Source organism: Stenotrophomonas sp. NRRL B-14846 (assembly GCF_050473585.1).
Taxonomy (GTDB): Bacteria; Pseudomonadota; Gammaproteobacteria; order Xanthomonadales; family Xanthomonadaceae; genus Stenotrophomonas.
Map to the genome: position 1 here is coordinate 3897531 of NZ_JBFLUN010000022.1, position 20098 is coordinate 3917628.

16 protein-coding genes are annotated in these 20098 nt (G+C 64.5%); 12 read left to right on the plus strand and 4 right to left on the minus strand.

Annotated elements, in window-relative coordinates:
* Nucleotide 1: 1 nt before the first annotated feature.
* The 4 genes from AB1281_RS20120 to rpmH all read right to left on the minus strand — a co-directional run bounded on the left by AB1281_RS20120 (nt 2) and on the right by rpmH (nt 5145).
* Nucleotides 2-2674, minus strand: coding sequence for a polysaccharide deacetylase family protein (locus AB1281_RS20120; protein WP_430346806.1), 2673 nt, complete (start codon nt 2672-2674; stop codon nt 2-4).
* A gap of 115 nt (nt 2675-2789) precedes the next feature.
* A complete protein-coding gene (gene yidC / locus AB1281_RS20125; RefSeq protein WP_014039038.1) occupies nt 2790-4505 on the minus strand; it encodes a membrane protein insertase YidC in 1716 nt (571 codons plus the stop codon).
* Complete coding sequence (gene rnpA, locus AB1281_RS20130) at nt 4505-4999, minus strand: ribonuclease P protein component (protein WP_014039039.1); 495 nt, start codon at nt 4997-4999, stop codon at nt 4505-4507. Before rnpA ends, yidC begins: the two co-directional genes overlap by 1 nt.
* Nucleotides 5000-5004: 5 nt before the next feature.
* Nucleotides 5005-5145, minus strand: a complete 141-nt coding sequence (rpmH, locus tag AB1281_RS20135) for a 50S ribosomal protein L34 (protein WP_005411729.1) — start codon at nt 5143-5145, stop codon at nt 5005-5007.
* A gap of 255 nt (nt 5146-5400) precedes the next feature.
* Between rpmH and dnaA the strand changes: the two genes are divergently transcribed.
* From dnaA to cls, 12 genes are all read left to right on the plus strand, one after another.
* Nucleotides 5401-6732, plus strand: coding sequence for a chromosomal replication initiator protein DnaA (dnaA, locus tag AB1281_RS20140; protein WP_014035414.1), 1332 nt, complete (start codon nt 5401-5403; stop codon nt 6730-6732).
* 275 nt (nt 6733-7007) lie between these two features.
* Complete coding sequence (dnaN, locus tag AB1281_RS20145; RefSeq protein ID WP_005411731.1) at nt 7008-8108, plus strand: DNA polymerase III subunit beta; 1101 nt, start codon at nt 7008-7010, stop codon at nt 8106-8108.
* Nucleotides 8109-9096: 988 nt separating this feature from the next.
* On the plus strand, nt 9097-10191 hold the full coding sequence (recF, locus tag AB1281_RS20150; protein WP_430346807.1) for a DNA replication/repair protein RecF: 1095 nt from the start codon (nt 9097-9099) through the stop codon (nt 10189-10191).
* Nucleotides 10192-10303: 112 nt separating this feature from the next.
* On the plus strand, nt 10304-12763 hold the full coding sequence (gene gyrB / locus AB1281_RS20155) for a DNA topoisomerase (ATP-hydrolyzing) subunit B (protein ID WP_430346808.1): 2460 nt from the start codon (nt 10304-10306) through the stop codon (nt 12761-12763).
* Between the two features lie 67 nt (nt 12764-12830).
* Entirely contained in the window at nt 12831-13679 is an 849-nt protein-coding gene (locus AB1281_RS20160; protein ID WP_430346809.1) for a CPBP family intramembrane glutamic endopeptidase, read from the plus strand.
* 71 nt (nt 13680-13750) lie between these two features.
* Nucleotides 13751-14557, plus strand: a complete 807-nt coding sequence (locus tag AB1281_RS20165; protein WP_075675778.1) for a M48 family metallopeptidase — start codon at nt 13751-13753, stop codon at nt 14555-14557.
* 132 nt (nt 14558-14689) lie between these two features.
* Nucleotides 14690-15883, plus strand: a complete 1194-nt coding sequence (locus AB1281_RS20170; protein ID WP_014035419.1) for a tetratricopeptide repeat protein — start codon at nt 14690-14692, stop codon at nt 15881-15883.
* Nucleotides 15884-16026: 143 nt separating this feature from the next.
* A complete protein-coding gene (locus AB1281_RS20175) occupies nt 16027-16695 on the plus strand; it encodes an energy transducer TonB (protein ID WP_008265902.1) in 669 nt (222 codons plus the stop codon).
* 94 nt (nt 16696-16789) lie between these two features.
* Nucleotides 16790-17551: a TonB-system energizer ExbB gene (gene exbB / locus AB1281_RS20180; RefSeq protein ID WP_005411738.1), complete on the plus strand. Its 762-nt coding sequence runs from the start codon at nt 16790-16792 to the stop codon at nt 17549-17551.
* A gap of 61 nt (nt 17552-17612) precedes the next feature.
* Nucleotides 17613-18038 carry an ExbD/TolR family protein gene (locus tag AB1281_RS20185; RefSeq protein WP_005421196.1) on the plus strand — a complete coding sequence of 142 codons (426 nt, stop codon included), beginning with the start codon at nt 17613-17615 and terminating at the stop codon, nt 18036-18038.
* A 3-nt stretch (nt 18039-18041) separates the two neighbouring features.
* Nucleotides 18042-18455, plus strand: coding sequence for an ExbD/TolR family protein (locus AB1281_RS20190; RefSeq protein ID WP_004153330.1), 414 nt, complete (start codon nt 18042-18044; stop codon nt 18453-18455).
* Nucleotides 18456-18615: 160 nt separating this feature from the next.
* Nucleotides 18616-20076, plus strand: a complete 1461-nt coding sequence (gene cls, locus AB1281_RS20195) for a cardiolipin synthase (protein ID WP_042358375.1) — start codon at nt 18616-18618, stop codon at nt 20074-20076.
* Nucleotides 20077-20098 lie beyond the last annotated feature (22 nt).

Genomic DNA, 20098 nt, shown 5'->3' on the forward strand with positions numbered 1-20098 from the left:
CTCAGAGCTTCTCCAGCTGCGCGCGCGCCTGGGCCGCACCGCTGCCCTGCGGCTGCAGCGCCAGGTAGGTGGTGTAGGCCTGCTTGGCCTTGGCCTTGTCGCCCGCGTTGAAGTAGGCATCGCCCAGGTTCAGATGGGCCACCGCGCGCGACGGGTCGATCTTCAGTGTGTTCTCCAGCCAGCGCGCGGCTTCGGCATAGCGCTGCTGGCGGTAGTAGACGAAGCCGAGGTTGTTCGCGGCCTGGGCGAAATCGGGGCGCAGCTTCAGCGCTTCGGCGAACTGCGCGGCCGCCTCGTCGTACTGCTTCTCGCGGTACAGCTGCAGGCCGCGGTCGTTGGCCTGCTGCGCGCGCTGGCGGTCGGATGCCGGGCCGGCGGTGGGCACCACCAGCTTGGCCTTGCCACCCTGCAGGTCGGCCACGGTCACCGGCGCCTGGCTGCCCTTGGCCTCGCTGGCCGCATCCACCTTGTTGTTCAGCGCGATCGCATCGGCGGTCAGCTGGCGCGTATCGGCGTTGAGGAATTCCTGGCTGTCCGGCACCTGGAACACGAACTCGCCGCCCTGCGAACCGGGCAGGCTGCCGAAGGCCGGGGTCTGGTGCGAGACCGCCGAAACTGCCGGTGCCACGTAGGCGGCCAGTTCGGTACCGGTGATCAGGCCATCGCCGTTGAGGTCGCCCTTGCCGGCCAACGCCTGCAGCAGCACCCAGGTGAACACCGAATGGCCATTGGGGCCGACATCGGCCACCTGCTGGTCGGCACCACCGGCGGTCAGCATCTGCCGCGCGCTGCGACGCGCGTTCTCGCGCAGGAACGACGACGACGAGGGGCCGCCACGGGTCAGGCCCAGGCCGCTGTAGCAGGCATCCATCACGAACATCACATGCTTGGCCTGCATGCTCTCGGCGATGTTCTGGATGTCGGTCATCGCGATGGCGTCGGTAGCGAATTCCTTCGGGTCCGAATCGACCGGAATGATGTAGCCGAGGTCGCGCCCGGAGGCGAGCTGGCGGGTCGCGCCATGGCCGGCGAAGAACACGAACACACGGTCGTTCTTGCCGGTGCGGTCATCGGCCAGGCGGTCGTGGAAGGCGGCCAGGATGTTGTTGCGGGTCGCCTGCTCGTTCTTCAGCACGATCACCTGCGAGGACGGGAAGCCGAACTGCCCGGTCAGGGTATCGGCCACCGCCTGTGCGTCATGGCTGGCGTATTCCAGCTTCGGCCACTTGGCATAGTTGTCGATGCCGACCACGATCGCCCAGGACTTCTCGTAGCCGGTGGTGACCGTGGCGGCACCGGCATCACCCTTGCGCGCACGGGCAACGGTGAAGTCGCGGCCGTTCCAGCCGGCGAACTGATAGCCATCGGCGATCAACCGGTCGAGGATCTGCGGCAGCGCCTTCACCGCACGATCGTGGATGTCGTGGAACAGGATGATGCCGCGCTGTTCCTTGTTCACCTGGTCGAGTACGCGTTGCACGATCGACTCCGGCACCGGGTCGGCCCAGTCCATCGAGTCGATGTTCCACATGATCGACTTCAGCCCGGCTTCGTTGAGCAGCTGCAGGCCTTCGGCATTGCGCGCGCCGTACGGGAAGCGGAACAGGGGCGCGCGCTTGCTGTCGACATCCTTCAGCAGCATGTCGGTGTCGAGCACCTGCTGGCGCAGCGCGTCGCCGGTGGTGCGCGACAGCTGGGCGTGGGTGAGGCTGTGGTTGCCGACCGCATAGCCCTCTTCCATCAGGTTGCGGCTGATCTTCGCCATCGGGCCGAGGCTGACCTTCCCGTCCGCCTCGACCTTGCCCAGGTTGCGGCCGACCTCGAAGAACACGCCCGGCACGTCGTAGCGCTTGAGGATGGCCACCACTTCATCGGTATAGGCCTTGTGCGGGCCATCGTCGAAGGTCAGCACCACGGTCTTGGCCGGCAGGTCGCGGCCGAAGATCTCGCGGTCGCTGTCCTTCATCGACATCGGGTACGGCTCGATCACGCCATAGTCGCGCAGGATCGCTTCGCGGCTGTAGTCCTTGTGCAGGTGGGCGATGTAGTCATCCCACTTCTCGCGCTTCAGTTCGATGGCACGGGTGCGCTCGAAGCGGCTGAAGATGCGGGTCAGTTCCTGGTTGTAGTTGCGCTCGATCTCGTCGAGCGCCTCCAGGTCCTCGCCGATGCGCTGGTGCAGCTTCACCGCCGGCAGCGAGGAATCGGTGCCGACCCGCTCATGCAGATCACGCAGCACTTCGCGGAAGGCCAGGCGATCGGCATCGAACAGTTCCGGCGCAGACTCGATGTAGTCCAGCACGGTGCCGAGGGTGGCGAAGCGCTGCGGACTGGAACCGCGCAGCAGGGTGTCGAACTGCGCGGCGATGGCCGTGCGCTGTTCCAGGCCATCGTGGAACAGCTGCTGGCCCACACGCGTGGAGGTGCCGCGGTCGGCGGCCGACTGCTGTTCCTCGTCGGCCAGCAGCACGATGATCCGGCGGTAGCCGTCGAGCTGTTTCTGCAGCGCCGCCAGCAACGGTGCAGCGGCCGGATCGGCCGCCGCCGCGGCCTGCGCGCTGGGCTGGGTCACGCCGGTTACCGGTGCCTTCGCGTCCTTGTCGCCACAGCCGGCAACGACCAGGGTCAACAACAACGAGGGCAGGAACAGGCGGAACGACGACGCACGCGGCATGGCGGACTCGATGGATGCAGGAACAGTGTGCCGGCGATTCTAACGCCGGATGCAAAAAGCCCGCCTTGCGGCGGGCTTCTGCTGAGGCCAGCCGGCCAGCGGCCGGCTCTACCCGTTACTTCTTCTTGACCGGGGCCGGCGCGGTGGTGGCCGGGACCGGATCGCCGCCATGGCGCTTGGTCATCCACCACTGCTGCAGCAGGCCCAGGCCGCCGTTGACCACCCAGTACAGCACCAGGCCGGACGGCATGAAGGCCATCATGACGCCGAACACCAGCGGCATGAACTGCATCATCTTCTGCTGCATCGGGTCCATGCCCGGTGCCGGGGTCAGCTTCTGGGTGAACCACATCACCGCCACGTTGATCACCGGCAGGATGAAGTACGGGTCGCGTGCGGTCAGGTCCTGGATCCAGCCGAACCAGGGCGCCTGGCGCAGTTCGACCGATTCCACCAGCACCCAGTACAGGGCGAAGAAGATCGGCATCTGGATGAGGATCGGCAGGCAGCCGCCCATCGGATTGATCTTTTCCTTCTTGTACAGCTCCATCATCGCGGTCTGGAACTTCTGGCGGTCGTCGCCATAGCGTTCCTTCAGCTGCGCGATGCGCGGCTGGAAGCGACGCATCTTGGCGCCGCTCTTGTACTGGGTCGCCGACAGCGGGTACAGCACCAGCTTCAGCAGCACCACCAGGCCGACGATCGCCCAGCCCCAGTTGCCGACCAGCTTGTGCACCTGGTTCAGCACCCAGAACAGTCCCTGGCCGATCACCGCCATCATCGAGAAGCGGCTGTAGTCGACCACGCGGTCCAGGCCCGGCACGTCTTCCTTGGCAATCAGGTTCACCAGCTTCGGGCCGACCCACAGGCGGGCCTCGGTGCTGGTGGACTGGCCCGGGGCCACGGTGAAGGCCGGGCCACGCGCTTCGATCAGGTCACGACCGGCTACCTGCGACAGCACGTAGTGCGCGGTCTGGTCCTTCTGCGGGATCCAGGCGGTGAAGAAGTGGTGCTGCAGCATCGCCAGCCAGCCGCCGGTGATGTTCTGGTTCAGCGTGCCGTCGTCCAGGTAGTCCTTGAACGCACGACGCTGGTACTTCTTGTCGTTGTCGTACCAGGTGGCGCCGTTGAAGCTGAACGAATCCGGGTTGGTCATGCTCCGCGACAGGATGGTCGGGGTGCGGTCCAGGGTGCGGTAGACGTAGCCGTTCCACGGTGCGGCACCGGCATTGCTGACTTCGTCCTTGAAGCGCACGGCGTACTCGTTGCGCGAGACGGTCAGGGTGCGCTTGATGGTCACGCCGTTGTCGGCGGTCCACACGAACGGGATCTGCAGTTCGTTCTGGCCCTTGGCCAGCACGAAGTCGCGGGTGTCACCGACCAGCTTGAAGCCGTCAGCGCCGGGAACCGGGGTGTTCTTGTCTTCGCTGGCCCAGCCACTGATCGCGCTGTACGGATGCGCGGGGTCTTCGGTCAGCAGGCGTACCGGCGGGCTGCCTTCGTCCTTGGTCTGCGGGAACTGCAGCAGTTCGGCATCGAGCACGCGGCCGCCGTCCAGTACCAGGCGCAGCACGTCGGTGGTGACGGTCACGCGCTGGCTGGCCGGGGTGGCACTGGCCTGGGCCTGCACAGCGGCCTGGCCCGGGGCACCCGGGACCTGCGCGCTGGGGATGCTGCCCGGGGTCGCGCCCGGAACACTCTGTGCAGCAGCCGGGGCCGACGTGGTCGTCGGTGCCGGGGTCGGAGCAGCCTTTTCACGGCTCCACTCCATCCACAGCAGCACGGCCACCATCAGCCAGGCAAAAATGAGGAATACGCGGGTCTGGTTCATCAGCGGACAGGCTCGGCGGGGCCGGGACGCGATGCCGGCTCGGTCAAAGAAGGAGTTGCGATGCCATCAGGCGGCGGCATTGTGCCGTCCACGCCCGGCGCGGGCAATGCACGCAGGCGACGCAGCAGGCGCAGGAAGGCCTGGCGGATCTCGTCGTTGCTGGCGGAACGCGCAGCACTACGAGCCACGACGACGAAGTCGCCTGGCTGGATGTCGGTGCGTGTCTGACGCAGGATGTCGCGCAGGACGCGCTTGATCCGGTTACGCCCAACGGCGTTCGGATCAACCTTGCGGGAAACCGCCAGACCCAGCCTGGCCGGCCGGTCAGCCGGCAGCCAGTGCAGGGTCATCAGCGGATCGGACACACGGCGGGCGCCGTTGAAGACCGTTGAATATTCGGCACGCGTGCGAACCCGCGCAGAGCGAGGGAATCGCTTGCGCGGGTCTGCAGTATTCACTGTCGAAGGGATTGCGTCTGCCGCGAGGTGCGGCATGGCAATCAGGCGCTCAGGACTTTGCGGCCCTTGGCGCGGCGACGCGACAGGATCTTGCGGCCGTCAGCGGTCTTCATACGGGCACGGAAGCCGTGGTCGCGCTTACGCTTGAGGTTGCTGGGCTGGTAGGTGCGCTTCGTGGCCATTGGGGGCCTCTCGTATGAATGGGACGGAAAGAACCGGAAATTCTAGAGAGGTACCCTACCCCGCGTCAACCCCTGGCAGCTACGCGAATTCACTGGGCTGTGCAATAGCTGTGGATGTTTTTGTGAATAAGTAGGGGACAAGCATTCCGAAGGCGGGCGCTCGGTGGTAGTCTGAGCCATCCATTTCCCCCCTTTCCGGCCTGTGTTTGGGCGCCTTGTCGCGTCCATGCCCCGGCCACCGGACGATTATTGCTGATGGATGCCTGGTCCCGTAGTCTCGAGCGCCTCGAAGCGGAGTTCCCGCCGGAAGACGTTCATACCTGGTTGAAGCCGCTGCAGGCCGATCTGCGCGTGGACAGCCTGGTGCTGTATGCACCGAATGCCTTCATCGTCGACCAGGTCCGCGAGCTGTACCTGGCCCGGATCCGCGAGCTGCTGGCTCATTTCGCCGGTTTCAGCGACGTTTTTCTTGAAATCGGCTCGCGCCCGCGCCCCGTGGAGGCGCAGAACACGCCGGTTTCCACGCCGTCGGCGCATGTTTCCAGCGAACCGCAGGTGCCCTTCGCCGGCAACCTGGACAACCACTACACCTTCGCCAACTTCGTCGAAGGCCGCAGCAACCAGCTGGGCCTGGCCGCTGCCTTCCAGGCGGCGCAGAAGCCGGGCGACCGTGCGCACAACCCGCTGCTGCTGTACGGAGGCACCGGCCTGGGCAAGACCCACCTGATGTTCGCCGCCGGCAATGCCATGCGCCAGGCCAACCCGGGTGCGAAGGTGCTGTACCTGCGTTCGGAGCAGTTCTTCAGCGCGATGATCCGGGCCCTGCAGGAAAAGACCATGGATCAGTTCAAGCGCCAGTTCCAGCAGGTGGATGCGCTGCTGATCGATGACATCCAGTTCTTCGCCGGCAAGGACCGCACCCAGGAAGAGTTCTTCCACACCTTCAACGCGTTGTTCGATGGCAAGCAGCAGATCATCCTGACCTGCGACCGCTATCCGCGCGAAGTCGAAGGCCTGGAAGCGCGCCTGAAGTCGCGGCTTGCCTGGGGCCTGTCGGTCGCGATCGAACCGCCGGACTTCGAGACCCGCGCCGCGATCGTGCTGGCCAAGGCACGCGAACGCGGTGCCGAGATTCCCGATGATGTTGCGTTCCTGATCGCCAAGAAGATGCGCTCCAACGTGCGCGACCTCGAAGGTGCGCTCAATACCCTGACCGCCCGCGCCAATTTTACCGGCCGCGCGATCACCACCGAATTTGCCCAGGAAACCCTGCGCGACCTGCTGCGCGCCCAGCAGCAGGCGATCAGCATTCCCAACATCCAGAAAACCGTTGCCGACTACTACGGCCTGCAGATCAAGGATCTGCTGTCGAAGCGTCGGACCCGCTCGCTGGCCCGCCCCCGCCAGGTCGCCATGGCCCTGACCAAGGAACTGACCGAGCACAGCCTGCCCGAGATCGGCGACGCCTTTGCCGGTCGCGATCACACCACGGTGCTGCATGCCTGCCGCCAGATCCGGACCCTGATGGAAACCGACGGCAAGCTCCGCGAGGACTGGGACAAGCTGATCCGGAAGCTGAGCGAATGATGCACGGATGCCGATGAGGCGTCATCGCACAAAACGGTGCAGAATCCGGTAGCAAGCGCGGGACACGTTGTGGATAAAAATGGCGTTTGAAATCGCGCTGGATTTATCCACAGCTTTCCCCACCCCCTGGGGGTCGGTAATACAGAGGGTTTCGAGGTTAGAAATTCTTTTATTTACAAAGACTTAGCGTTGTTTTCCAGCGATTCTGTCTCTACCAGCACCACCAAGCTTTTGATTTATTCCACATTTTTTAAAGCATAGGGGCACGGAACCACATGCGTTTCACACTGCAGCGCGAAGCCTTTCTCAAGCCGTTGGCACAGGTCGTCAACGTGGTCGAACGCCGCCAGACCCTTCCGGTTCTGGCCAATTTCCTGGTCCAGGTGCAGAACGGCCAGTTGTCGCTGACCGGTACCGACCTGGAAGTGGAGATGGTGTCGCGGATCGCGGTTGAAGATGCCCAGGACGGCGAAACCACCATCCCCGCCCGCAAGCTGTTCGAGATCATCCGCGCCCTGCCCGACGGCAGCCGGATCACCGTCTCGCAGACCGGTGACAAGATCACCGTGCAGGCCGGCCGCAGCCGCTTCACCCTGGCCACCCTGCCCTCCAACGACTTCCCGTCGGTTGACGAAGTGGAAGCCACCGAGCGCGTGGCCATCGGCGAAGCGACCCTGAAGGAACTGATCGAACGCACCGCGTTCGCGATGGCCCAGCAGGACGTGCGCTACTACCTCAACGGCCTGCTGTTCGATCTGCGCGGCGATGCCCTGCGTACCGTCGCCACCGACGGCCACCGCCTGGCGCTGTGTGAAACCGATCTGGCCAAGCCCAGCGGTTCCAAGCGCCAGATCATCGTGCCGCGCAAGGGCGTAACCGAACTGCAGCGCCTGCTGGAAAGCGGCGATCGCGAGATCGAGCTGGAAGTCGGCCGCAGCCACGTCCGGGTCAAGCGCGACGATGTCACCTTCACCTCGAAGCTGATCGACGGCCGTTTCCCGGACTACGAAGCGGTGATTCCGATCGGCGCCGACCGCGAAGTGAAGGTTGATCGCGAAGCGCTGCGTGCCTCGCTGCAGCGTGCCGCGATCCTGTCCAACGAGAAGTACCGCGGCATCCGCGTGGAAGTCTCGCCGGGCAACCTGAAGATCAGCGCGCACAACCCGGAGCAGGAAGAGGCCCAGGAAGAGATCGAAGCCGACACCACGGTCAGCGATCTGGCCATCGGCTTCAACGTGAACTACCTGCTGGATGCGCTCTCCGCCCTGCGCGATGAGGAAGTCATCATCCAGCTGCGCGACTCCAACTCCTCGGCGCTGGTGCGTGAATCGAGCAGCGAGAAGTCGCGCCATGTGGTGATGCCGCTGCGTCTCTGACAGCAGCGTTGTTCCACGTGGAACCGAAGGACGCCCGGGATCTTCCCGGGCGTTTTTTTTGGTTCCACGTGGAGCATTGAAGGCGAACCATTGAGCTGGATCCTGTCCAGCCGAGAGTTCCCCGTCGGTGGATGCTTGATGGCTTCCACTGATCCTTCCGCGATGGTTGCACTGGAGACGCTGGATAGCGGGCCATGTGTGCATTGATCACTCCGAATCGCTTTCGGCTGCAGCCGCAGGATGCTCAGATCGAGCTTCCATCTCCCGCGTCCCCATCAGCCAGCGATTGGAACGCGACTCTGAAAGTTCGCAGCCCTTCTGGAAACGCCACTGTCCACAGCCCTGGTTTGGGGCAGATCGGGGCAAGCCTAGCTTCTAAATCTGGGTATAAATCTAAAGCATGGTGGTGATGGTAGGGCCAGATCTCGTGGAAAAATGCCTTATCTGACTGATTTAAAAGAAATTTATGCACCTGAAACCCCCTGTATAGAGGCACCTCAGGCTGGGGGGGAACCTGTGGATAGTTTTAAGGGCAAGGTAAAAGGCCTTTTTTATCCACAGATTGCCCATACCTTGTGTATAAGTCATACATGGCCGCTGTGGACAGCGTGAAACGGTCGGCATGAATTTCTTGAAATCTGTGGAACCGTCCAGGAGAGGGCGTCGTAGATTTCAAGAAATCTGCGGGTCATGCAGCGCGACTGCCGAAGTGGTGGCGTGCAAGTGGGGCGCGATGAGCCGTGAAATCGTTGAATTCTGAGGGTCTACACCCTGCCACCCACTGCAGATTTGAAGATTTCGAGGACAGTTCAGGGCTGTGATAACGGCCCGCGTTGAGGCGCTGCCACGTGGAACACGCGATCCGGATCCGGCCATGTTCATCCCATCGGCTCGGCAGCCGCTTCGGGCCATGTCGGCTTGACCGATGCAGTAAGCTGATGGATTCCCTGTCCCTCTACCGCCCCGTGCGGATGGTCCTTCGCGCCCCATGCTTATCCGCCGCCTCGCCCTGCACCAACTGCGTCGCTTCAGTGCGGTGGATCTGTCGCCCCAGCCAGGATTGAACCTGCTGACCGGCGACAACGGTGCCGGCAAGACCAGCGTGCTCGAGGCCCTGCATCTGATGGCTTATGGGCGCAGCTTCCGAGGTCGTGTCCGCGATGGATTGGTGCGCCAGGGCCAGGAAGCGCTGGAGATCTTCGTGGAATGGGACGAACAACGTGCCAATCACCCGCCGCACCGCCGAAAGGCCGGCCTGCGCCACAGCGGACAGGACTGGAAGGGACGTTTGGACGGCGAAGACGTGGCCCAGCTTGGCAATCTGTGCGCAGCGCTTGCGGTCGTCACGTTCGAGCCAGGCAGCCATGCGTTGGTCAGCGGAGGTGGTGAACCCCGCCGCCGCTTCCTCGATTGGGGCTTGTTCCACGTGGAACCTGATTTCCTGTCCCTGTGGCGTCGGTACTCGCGGGCACTGAAACAGCGCAATGCCCTGCTCAAGCAGGGTGGCCCGTCGCGGATGCTGGATACCTGGGATCACGAACTGGCCGAGGCCGGCGAACCCCTGACCAGCCGCCGCCAGCACTACCTGGAGCGTCTGCAGCAGCGCACCGTGGCGCTGGCTTCCAGCCTGGCCCCGCAACTCGGCATCCAGGCCCTGGAACTCAGCCCGGGCTGGCGTCGGCACGAGCTCCCTCTGGCCGATGCCCTGCTTCTGGCCCGGGAACGTGACCGCCAGGCCGGATACACCTCGGTCGGCCCGCACCGGGCAGACTGGAGCGTGGATTTCCACAGCATTCCTGGTCGCGATGCACTGTCCCGCGGCCAGGCCAAGCTGACGGCATTGGCCTGCCTGCTGGCGCAGGCTGAGGACTATGCCGAGCAGCGCGGCGAATGGCCGGTGATCGCGTTGGACGATCTGGCCTCGGAGCTGGATCGCACCCACCAGGCGCGGGTTCTGGAGCGCCTGCTCAATGAACCGGCACAGATCTTCATCACCGCTACCGAAACGCCGGCGGCGCTGGAAGAACTGACCCACATCGCCCGGTTCCACGTGGAACATGCACAGATCGTGGCTGTGCCATAGTGGGCACACCAGGGCCGCTCGACCCCGGCTGGTATAATTCGGGTTGGAATCCTTTCATTCTCGGCGCATCGCTCCAAGCGGTGGCCGACCTGCGGAGCCTACGGCAAGCGCAATGAGCGACGAACAGAACACCCCGGCAAACAACGGCAATTACGACGCCAACAGCATTACCGCCCTGGAAGGCCTGGAGGCTGTCCGCAAGCGTCCCGGCATGTACATCGGCGACGTGCATGACGGCACCGGTCTGCACCACATGGTGTTCGAGGTCGTCGACAACTCGATCGACGAAGCGCTGGCCGGCCACGCCGACCACGTTGCAGTGACGATCCACGCCGACGGCTCGGTCTCGGTATCCGACAACGGCCGAGGTATCCCGACCGGCAAGCACGAGCAGATGAGCGCCAAGCTCGGTCGCGAAGTGTCCGCCGCCGAAGTGGTCATGACCGTCCTGCACGCAGGCGGCAAGTTCGACGACAACAGCTACAAGGTTTCCGGCGGCCTGCACGGCGTCGGCGTCAGCGTGGTCAACGCGCTGTCGCAGAAGCTGCTGGTGGACGTGTTCCAGAACGGCTCCCACTACCAGCAGGAATTCAGCAACGGCGCAGCCGTGACCGCACTGGCCAAGCTGGAAGCCACCACCAAGCGTGGCACCACCGTGCGCTTCTGGCCGTCGACCGTCGCCTTCCACGACAACGTGGAATTCCACTACGACATCCTGGCCCGCCGCCTGCGCGAACTGTCGTTCCTGAACTCCGGCGTCAAGATCGTTCTGGCTGACGAGCGCGGCGATGGCCGTCGCGATGACTTCCACTACGAAGGCGGCATCCGCAGCTTCGTGGAGCATCTGGCCCAGCTGAAGACTCCGCTGCACCCGAACGTCATCTCGGTTACCGGCGAGCACAACGGCATCGTCGTGGATGTGGCGCTGCAGTGGACCGACTCCTACCAGGAGACGATGTACTGCTTCACCAACAACATTCCGCAGAAGGACGGCGGTACCCACCTCGCCGGCTTCCGCGGTGCGCTGACCCGTGTGCTCAACAACTACATCGAGCAGAACGGCATCGCCAAGCAGGCCAAGATCAACCTGACCGGCGATGACATGCGCGAAGGCATGATCGCGGTGCTGTCGGTGAAGGTGCCGGACCCGAGCTTCTCCAGCCAGACCAAGGAAAAGCTGGTCAGCTCCGACGTGCGCCCGGCGGTGGAAAACGCCTTTGGCGCGCGTCTGGAAGAGTTCCTGCAGGAAAACCCGAACGAAGCCAAGGCGATCGCCGGCAAGATCGTCGACGCCGCGCGTGCACGTGAAGCCGCCCGCAAGGCCCGCGACCTGACCCGCCGCAAGGGCGCGCTGGATATCGCCGGCCTGCCGGGCAAGCTGGCCGACTGCCAGGAAAAGGATCCGGCGCTGTCCGAACTGTTCATCGTCGAGGGTGACTCGGCAGGTGGTTCGGCCAAGCAGGGCCGCAACCGCAAGAACCAGGCGGTGCTGCCGCTGCGCGGCAAGATCCTCAACGTGGAACGCGCACGCTTCGACCGCATGCTGTCCTCCGACCAGGTCGGTACGCTGATCACCGCCCTGGGTACCGGCATCGGCCGTGACGAGTACAACCCGGACAAGCTGCGCTACCACAAGATCATCATCATGACCGACGCCGACGTCGACGGCGCCCACATCCGCACCCTGCTGCTGACGTTCTTCTACCGTCAGATGCCGGAGCTGATCGAGCGCGGTTACGTCTACATCGGCCTGCCGCCGCTGTACAAGATCAAGCAGGGCAAGCAGGAGCTGTACCTGAAGGACGACCCGGCGCTGGATAGTTACCTGGCCAGCAGTGCGGTGGAAAACGCCGCGCTGGTGCCGGCCACCGGCGAACCGGGCATCGAAGGCCTGGCGCTGGAAAAGCTGCTGCTGGCCTATGCCGCCGCGCTCGATTCCATCGAACGCAACGCCCACCGCTATGACCGCAACCTGCTCGAAGCGCTGGTCGATTTCGTGCCGATGGACATGGACAGCCTGCGCAATGCCGGCGAAGGCGAAGGCCTGGATGCGCTGGCCAAGCGCCTCAACCAGGGCAGCCTGGGCAGCCCGCGCTTCAGCCTGGAACTGCAGGAGGCCAACGAGGAACGCCCCGCTGCCGTGCTGGTGACCCGTCGCCACATGGGCGAGCAGCACATCCAGGTGCTGCCGATGTCGGCGTTCGAAAGCGGCGAACTGCGCGCCATCCATCAGGCCTCCAAGCTGCTGCACGGCCTGGTGCGCGAAGGCGCGACGATTTCCCGCGGCGCCAAGTCGATCGAAGTCGACAGCTTCGCCAAGGCGCAGAACTGGCTGCTCGAGGAGGCCAAGCGCGGCCGTCAGATCCAGCGATTCAAGGGTCTGGGTGAAATGAATCCGGAGCAGTTGTGGGATACCACAGTGAACCCGGAAACCCGTCGCCTGCTGCAGGTGCGTATCGAAGACGCGGTCGCCGCCGACCAGATTTTCAGCACCCTGATGGGCGATGTGGTCGAACCGCGTCGCGACTTCATCGAAGACAATGCGCTGAAGGTCGCCAACCTGGATATCTGACACAATCGGGACCTGGCCGGTGCGCGGGGAGCTGCACCGGCCTTCGTCCCTTGAACGCAGGTACCTGATGTCCGCATCCGCCCCGGTCTCCGCCGCCCCGCCTCCGGTTCCGCCGGCGTCTACCCCGCCGCGCGCCGTGGCACCGTTGGCAGGTTTCTTCATCGACCTGGGCATCGCCGCCGTCACCCTGGTCGGCCTGAGCATGGTCACTGGCCTGTTCTGGGGCTTCTACCGTGCGATCGTGGTCAGCCACGCCAACGCCGCAGCCAATGGCGGCGCACTGACACCCGATGCCGTCGGCGCGGCAGTGGGCCAGCCCGGTGCCCTGGCGCAGATCCTGATGGCCCTGATCGCCACCGGTGGCGCCGCGCTGCTGCTGTACTTCTGGCGCCGCCCGGCGAACGCCGGCGAACGCCTGGCCTCGCGACAGGCGCTGCAGCGGCCTTCCACCTGGGGCTGGACCCTGCTGGTGGCCACGCTGATCGTGCTTGGCAGCAACGGCATCGCCTTCCTTTCCAAGCAGTTCGGCATCGAGCCGGTGCCGACCAACGTGGAACTGATGCAGAGCGCGATCGCGCGCTTCCCGTTGTTCCTGGTGCTGTTTGCGGTCGTCCTCGCCCCCGCCTACGAAGAGCTGCTGTTCCGCCGCGTCCTGTTCGGGCGCCTGTGGCAGGCCGGTCGCCCCTGGCTGGGCCTCATCCTCAGCAGCCTGGCGTTCGCCCTGGTCCATGAAGTGCCCGGTATCAGCAAGAATTCGCTGCTGGGCATGGCACAGCTGTGGCTGGTCTACGGCGGCATGGGCGCTGCCTTCTGCTGGTTGTACCGCCGTACCGGCACGCTGTGGGCCGCCATCACCGCCCATGCCCTGAACAACGCCGTCGCCCTCGCCGCCATGGTGTTTCTTGGCGCAACGTAACGCCGTGTCCGCTTGACGAAAGATTAAGCAGGTACGTTACACACTGCACATATGAACACGGGGGTGGACCCATGAAACAACTGCTGCTGGCCCTTGTCATCACCACCCTGGTCAGCGCCTGCGCGACCACCACGTCGCCGACCGGGCGTCGGCAGATGGTCGGCGGCGTGTCGCAGGCACAGCTGGACCAGCTGGGTGCGCAGGCGTTCGCCGAGACCAAGCAGAAAGAGAAGATCAGCACCGATGGCCGCCAGAACGGCTATGTGCAGTGCGTGGTCAATGCCCTGGTCGCGCAGTTGCCGCCTCAGTACCGTGGCGTACGGTGGGAGACGGCCGTGTTCGTCGACAAGGAACCGAACGCCTTTGCCCTGCCTGGCGGCAAAGTGGGCGTGAACACCGGCATCTTCACCGTCGCCAAGAACCAGGACCAGCTGGCTGCCGTGATCGGCCATGAGATCGGCCATGTCATCGCGCGTCACCACGAAGAACGCATCACCCGCCAGATGGGCGCGCAGACCGGCCTGGCCGTGCTGGGCGCGCTGGCTGGTGCCGCCTATGGCGATGGCGCCGCCAGTACGGTCAACCAGCTGGGCGGGATGGGCGCGCAGACGGCCTTCCTGTTGCCGGGCTCGCGCACCCAGGAAAGCGAGGCAGACGTGATTGGCCAGCGGCTGATGGCGCAGGCCGGATTCAACCCGGCCCAGGCCGTGGACCTGTGGCAGAACATGATGGCCGCCAGCGGCGGTCGCAGCCCGCAATGGCTGTCCACCCACCCCGATCCGGCCAACCGGATCCAGGAGCTGCGACGTGATGCACCGGGCCTGACGCCGGTCTATCAGCAGGCGCAGGCGGCCGGGCTGCGGCCAAAGTGCGGATGAGTGCGCAGTTCTATGCTGTATTGCAGCACATAAAACGATTTCTCACGCCATCTGTTTCTGATACGTTTGGCGGCTCAGATTTTTCTGACAGTCCGACTTTGCCGCTATCCGGCGGTTCGATCGAGGTGAACGATGATTTTCCGTAACCACAAAGCTGTGCTTTCCGTCCTCGTCGCGACCGCCCTGACCGGCGCCGTGGTCACCGATGCCTTTGCGCAGTCCTCGCGTTCCTCCGACCGTGGCAGCCGCGGCGGCAGCAGCAAGCAGGCCAAGGCCGAACCGCTGTACCCGAATGCGACCCGCCAGGAGCCGACCGCCAAGGCCTCGGCCAAGATGGGCAGCAAGCTGCAGAAAATGATCGACAGCTACAACAAGGAAAAGTTCCCGGAGACGCGCGAACAGGCTGACGCGATCCTGGCCGACAGCGCTTCCAACGAGTACGACAAGTCGCTGGCCGCGCAGCTGGCCTCGCAGGCCGCGTACCAGACCGACGACGTGCCGGGCGCCATCGCGTATCTGAAGCAGGTGATCCAGTTCAACGGCCTGGACAACAACGGCCACTTCCAGTCGATGCTGATGCTGGGCCAGCTGCAGCTGCAGGAAGACAAGACCGCCGAAGGCCTGGCCACCCTGGACAAGTACTTCGCCGAGAGCAAGTCGACCAAGCCGGAAGAGCTGATCGCCAAGGGCCAGGCGCTGTACCAGCTGGAGCGCTACCAGGAAGCGATCCCGGTGCTGAAGCAGGCCATCGCCGGCGCCGCCGAGCCCAAGGACAACTGGAACCAGCTGCTGATGGCGGCCCTGTCCGAAGCCGGCCAGACCGGTGAGGCCGTGCAGGCCGCGGAAGCGCTGGCGGCCAAGAACCCGACGGACAAGAAGGCCCAGCTGAATCTGGCCAACATGTACATGCAGGCTGACCAGATGCCGAAGGCCGCCGCGGTGATGGACAAGCTGCGCAGCAGCGGCCAGCTCACCGAAGAGCGCGAGTACAAGCAGCTGTACTCGATCTATGCCAACACCGAGAACAAGGAAAAGGACGTCATCGCGGTCATCAACGAAGGGTTGCAGAAGGGCATCCTGAAGCCGGATTACCAGGTCTACCTGGCGCTGGCCCAGTCCTACTACTACTCCGACCAGGTGCCGCAGGCGATCGATGCGTGGCAGAAGGCCGCCCCGCTCTCCAAGGACGGTGAGACCTACCTGAACCTGGCACGCGTCCTGCATGCCGAAGGTCGCGTCCCCGAGGCCAAGCAGGCCGCCCAGCAGGCGCTGGCGAAGGGCGTGAAGAACCAGGCTGATGCCAAAAAAATCATCAACCTGAAGTAAGTAGGAATAACGCCTGAATGCCTGCTCAGTTGATGCGCAGGCGCTCAGGATTGGTATAAGCTTGGAGGTTCCTGCGGTGTCATGCACCGCTGATCAGGGATCCCGCCCCCGGGATTCCGGCCCCACTATTGAGCTCTTGGCGCATGACGGAACAACTAGTCGTTCACCGGTACGAACAACCCGATGACAAGGGGCTGAGCTGGCCTCGCATCGTCGGCATCGCGTTTGTAATCGCCCTGCATCTGGCCGCCTTCATGATGCTCCTGATCCCCGCTGTGGCCCCCAAGGCCGTGGCTGAGAAGGAGCGTAACGTCATGGTGACCATCGTCGACGCACCGCCGCCGCCGCCCCCGCCGCCGCCGCCGCCGCCGCCGACCGATACTCCGCCGCCGCCGGTGAAGAATCTGTCGCCGCCGAAGCCGTCGCCGGTCCCGCCGCCGCCGCAGGCGCCGGTCGTGGACGTGCCGGAACCGCGTCCGAACGACATCGTCACCCCGCCGTCGCCGCCGTCGCCGCCGGCTCCGCCGACCTCGATCGAGGCCAGCGTGGACATCTCGTCGAAGGCCATGAATCCGCCGCGCTACCCGCCGGCAGCCTTCCGCGCTGGTATCCAGGGCGAAGTGATCCTGATCATTGATGTCGATGCCAGCGGCAACGTCACCAATGTCACGGTGGAAAAGTCCAGCCGTAACCGCGACCTGGACCGTGCTGCGATGGAAGCGGCTCGCAAGTGGCGCTTCAACGCCGCTGAATCTGGCGGTAAGAAGGCGGCAGGTCGCGTTCGCGTCCCGGTCAACTTTGCGCTGAACTGATGCGCGCGGGTGGCCGCCTGGCCACCCCCGCTCCCAGTTCGATTGTTTAGCTTAGCTACACCCTTTATCACCACACACAACAAAGGTAAGCGTCATGCTGCAGGAAATTTTCATCGCCGCTGCTGCCGGGGGCAATCCGTCCAACGCCCTGTCGCAGATGGGCTTCGAGCACCTGATCCACGAAATGACCACCAAGCCGGGTGATTTCGCGGTTTCCTGGGTCGTGCTGCTGACCCTGATCGCCATGTCGGCCATGTCCTGGTACTGGACCGTCATCAACATCTTCCGTGCCACCCGCCTGAAGAGCGCCGCTGATCGCGTCGTCAGCCTGTTCTGGGACACCCCGAACGCGCAGGACGCCATCCGTGCGATGGAAGAGCAGCCGGCTTCGGAGCCGTTCTCGAAGATCGCCCTGGACGCTGCCCAGGCAGCTGCCCACCACCAGCGCGCTGAAGGCGGTGCTACCGGCGGCGTCGGTGAGAACCTGAGCCGTTCGGAGTTCGTCGACCGCGCTCTGCGTCAGGCCGTCACCCGCGAAAGCAACAAGCTGCAGTCGGGCATGACCCTGCTGGCCACCGTCGGCGCGACCGCTCCGTTCGTCGGTCTGCTGGGTACCGTGTGGGGCATCTACGGCGCGCTGATCAAGATCGGTGCCACCGGCTCCGCTTCGATCGACGCCGTTGCCGGCCCGGTGGGTGAAGCGCTGATCATGACCGCGATCGGTCTGTTCGTCGCAATCCCGGCCGTGTTCGCCTTCAACTTCTTCAGCAAGATCAACAGCGCGACCATCAGCAAGTTCGATACCTTCGCGCACGACCTGCACGACTTCTTCGCCACCGGTTCGCGCGTCCGCTAATTGCGGCGCGCGTCACCCAGCGACGAAGTAAGTAGTCACCAAGATCTAGACGGAGCCCGTTATGGCTTTCAGTAGTGGTAACAGCGGCGGCCCCATGGCCGACATCAACGTTACGCCCCTCGTGGACGTGATGCTGGTGCTGCTGATCATCTTCATCATCACGGCGCCCCTGATGTCCCACAAGGTCAAGGTGGATCTGCCGGAAGCCAACCTGATCCAGAAGCCGGAAGATGCTGAAAAGCGTCCGAACCCGATCACGCTGGCAGTCAAGGAAGACGGCTCGATCTACTGGAACGACGAAGAAATCAACAAGCAGACTCTCGAGTCGCGCTTGGCGACCGCCGCACAGCAGACCCCGCAGCCGCCGCTGAACCTGCGTGGTGACCGCACCACCAAGATGCGCGTCATCAACGACCTGACCAAGGTCGCGCAGGAACAGGGCATGCTGGACGTCGGCTTCGTTGCGACCAAAGAAAAGGGGCAATAAGCCATGGCATTCAGTAGTGGTGGTGGCAAGGGCCCCATGGCAGACATCAACGTCACGCCCCTCGTGGACGTGATGCTGGTTCTGCTGATCATCTTCATCGTGACCGCGCCGATCATGACGTACCCGATCGCCGTGGACCTGCCGCAGCGCGTGCTCAACCCACCGCCGCAGCTGGTCGAACCGCCGCCGCCGATCGAACTGAAGATCGACGCCAGCAACCAGGTCTCGTGGAACAACAGCCCGATCAATACCGGCGAGCTGCAGCAGCGGATGGAGCAGGAGGTCCAGCGTGACCCGACCAACCAGCCGGAACTGCGCATCGACGCCAGCCCGGATTCCGAGTACGACGTGATGGCCAAGGTTCTGGCCGCCGCGAAGAATGCTCAGATGAAGAAGATCGGTTTTGTGCAGCAGTAAACGCTACACCGCAACACAACAGTCATGACGCGACTGCAGACGCCCCTGGAAACAGGGGCGTCTTTTTTTGTGCCCGTGGGGTCCCATCGGGGTCAGATCCCTTTTCCTGCGGAAAAGGGATCTGACCCCAACAGCCAGCATGCGCCGCTATGATCGGCGGATGCTCGCCCTCTTCGACTCCCTGCGCCATTGGCTCGACGGCATCGCCCACCTCGGCACGATCCTGGCGGTGGCCTACCTGCTGTACCTGTTCGCGCTGGCGGGCTGGATCATGCTGCAGAAGCGCGAGCCGGTGGCCACGCTGAGCTGGATCCTCTCGTTGGCGCTGCTCCCCTACCTCGGGCTTTTCATCTACTACCTGCTGGGCCCGCAGAAGGTGAAGCGGCAGCGGCTGCGCCGTGGCCGCGCCCGCTCGGGCATGGAGCACTACAGCGATGTCTGCCCGCCCGATTCGGACTGCACCGAACTGGCCAAGGTTGCCCAGGCCACCACCGGACTGGCGCCCAGCAGTGCCACCGAGGTGACCTGGCTGGTCGACGGCGCAGCCACCTACGCCGCGCTGCTCGACGCGATCGCGCAGGCGCGCGACCACGTCCACCTGGAGTACTACATTTTCAATCCCGACCACGCCGGCACCGCCCTGCGTGATGCCCTGGTCGAGCGCGCGCAGGCCGGCGTGCAGGTGCGCCTGCTGCTGGATGCGGTCGGCTCCTCTGCCCTGCCCCGCCGCTTCCTGCAGCCCCTGCTGGATGCCGGCGGTGAAGCGATCTGGTTCCATCCGCGGCAGCTGCTGAAGCCGTTCAAGCGCCCGTGGCTGAACCTGCGCACGCACCGCAAGCTGGTGATCGTCGACGGTCGCCTCGCCTTCACCGGCGGCATCAACATCACCGACGAGGAAGACGAGAGCCGCAGGCCAGACGCCTACCGCGACCTGCACATGCGCATCCGCGGCCATGTGGTGCGCAGCCTGCAGCTGGTGTTCGCCGAGGACTGGCTCTATGCCAGTGGCCAGGACCACTCCCGTTTCGACATCGCCCGGCTGTGGCCGGCCGACATGCCGCTGCGCGCGGATGGACCGATCAGCGCACAGGTGCTGGTGTCCGGGCCCGACTCGGGCTGGGAGACCATCCATCGCCTGCATGTGGCGGCGATCCAGGAAGCGCATGAGCGGGTGTGGCTGGTCACGCCCTATTTCGTGCCGGGCGAAGCGGCGCGGATGGCACTGACCTCGGCTGCACTGGGCGGCCTGGACGTGCGCTTGCTGGTACCGAAGATGAGCGATTCCTGGTTCGTCACCCAGGCCGCCCGCTCCTACTTCGATGAGCTGTTGCATGCTGGCGTGAAGATCTACGAATACGGCCCGCGGATGCTGCATACCAAGGCGTTCATCGCCGATGACGATGTCTGCATTGTCGGCAGTGCCAACTTCGACCACCGCAGCTTCCGGCTGAACTTCGAGCTGTCGATGATGATCAGCGACCGTGACCGTGTCGCCGCGCTGGCCGAACTGCTGCAGGGCGAATTCGACCGCGCCACTCGGGTGCATGACCAGGCCGGCCGCTCGCTATGGCTGCACCGCCTGCCCGAGGCCTTCGCCCGGCTGGCCTCGCCGCTGCTCTGACGCAGCGCTACACTGCGGCGAT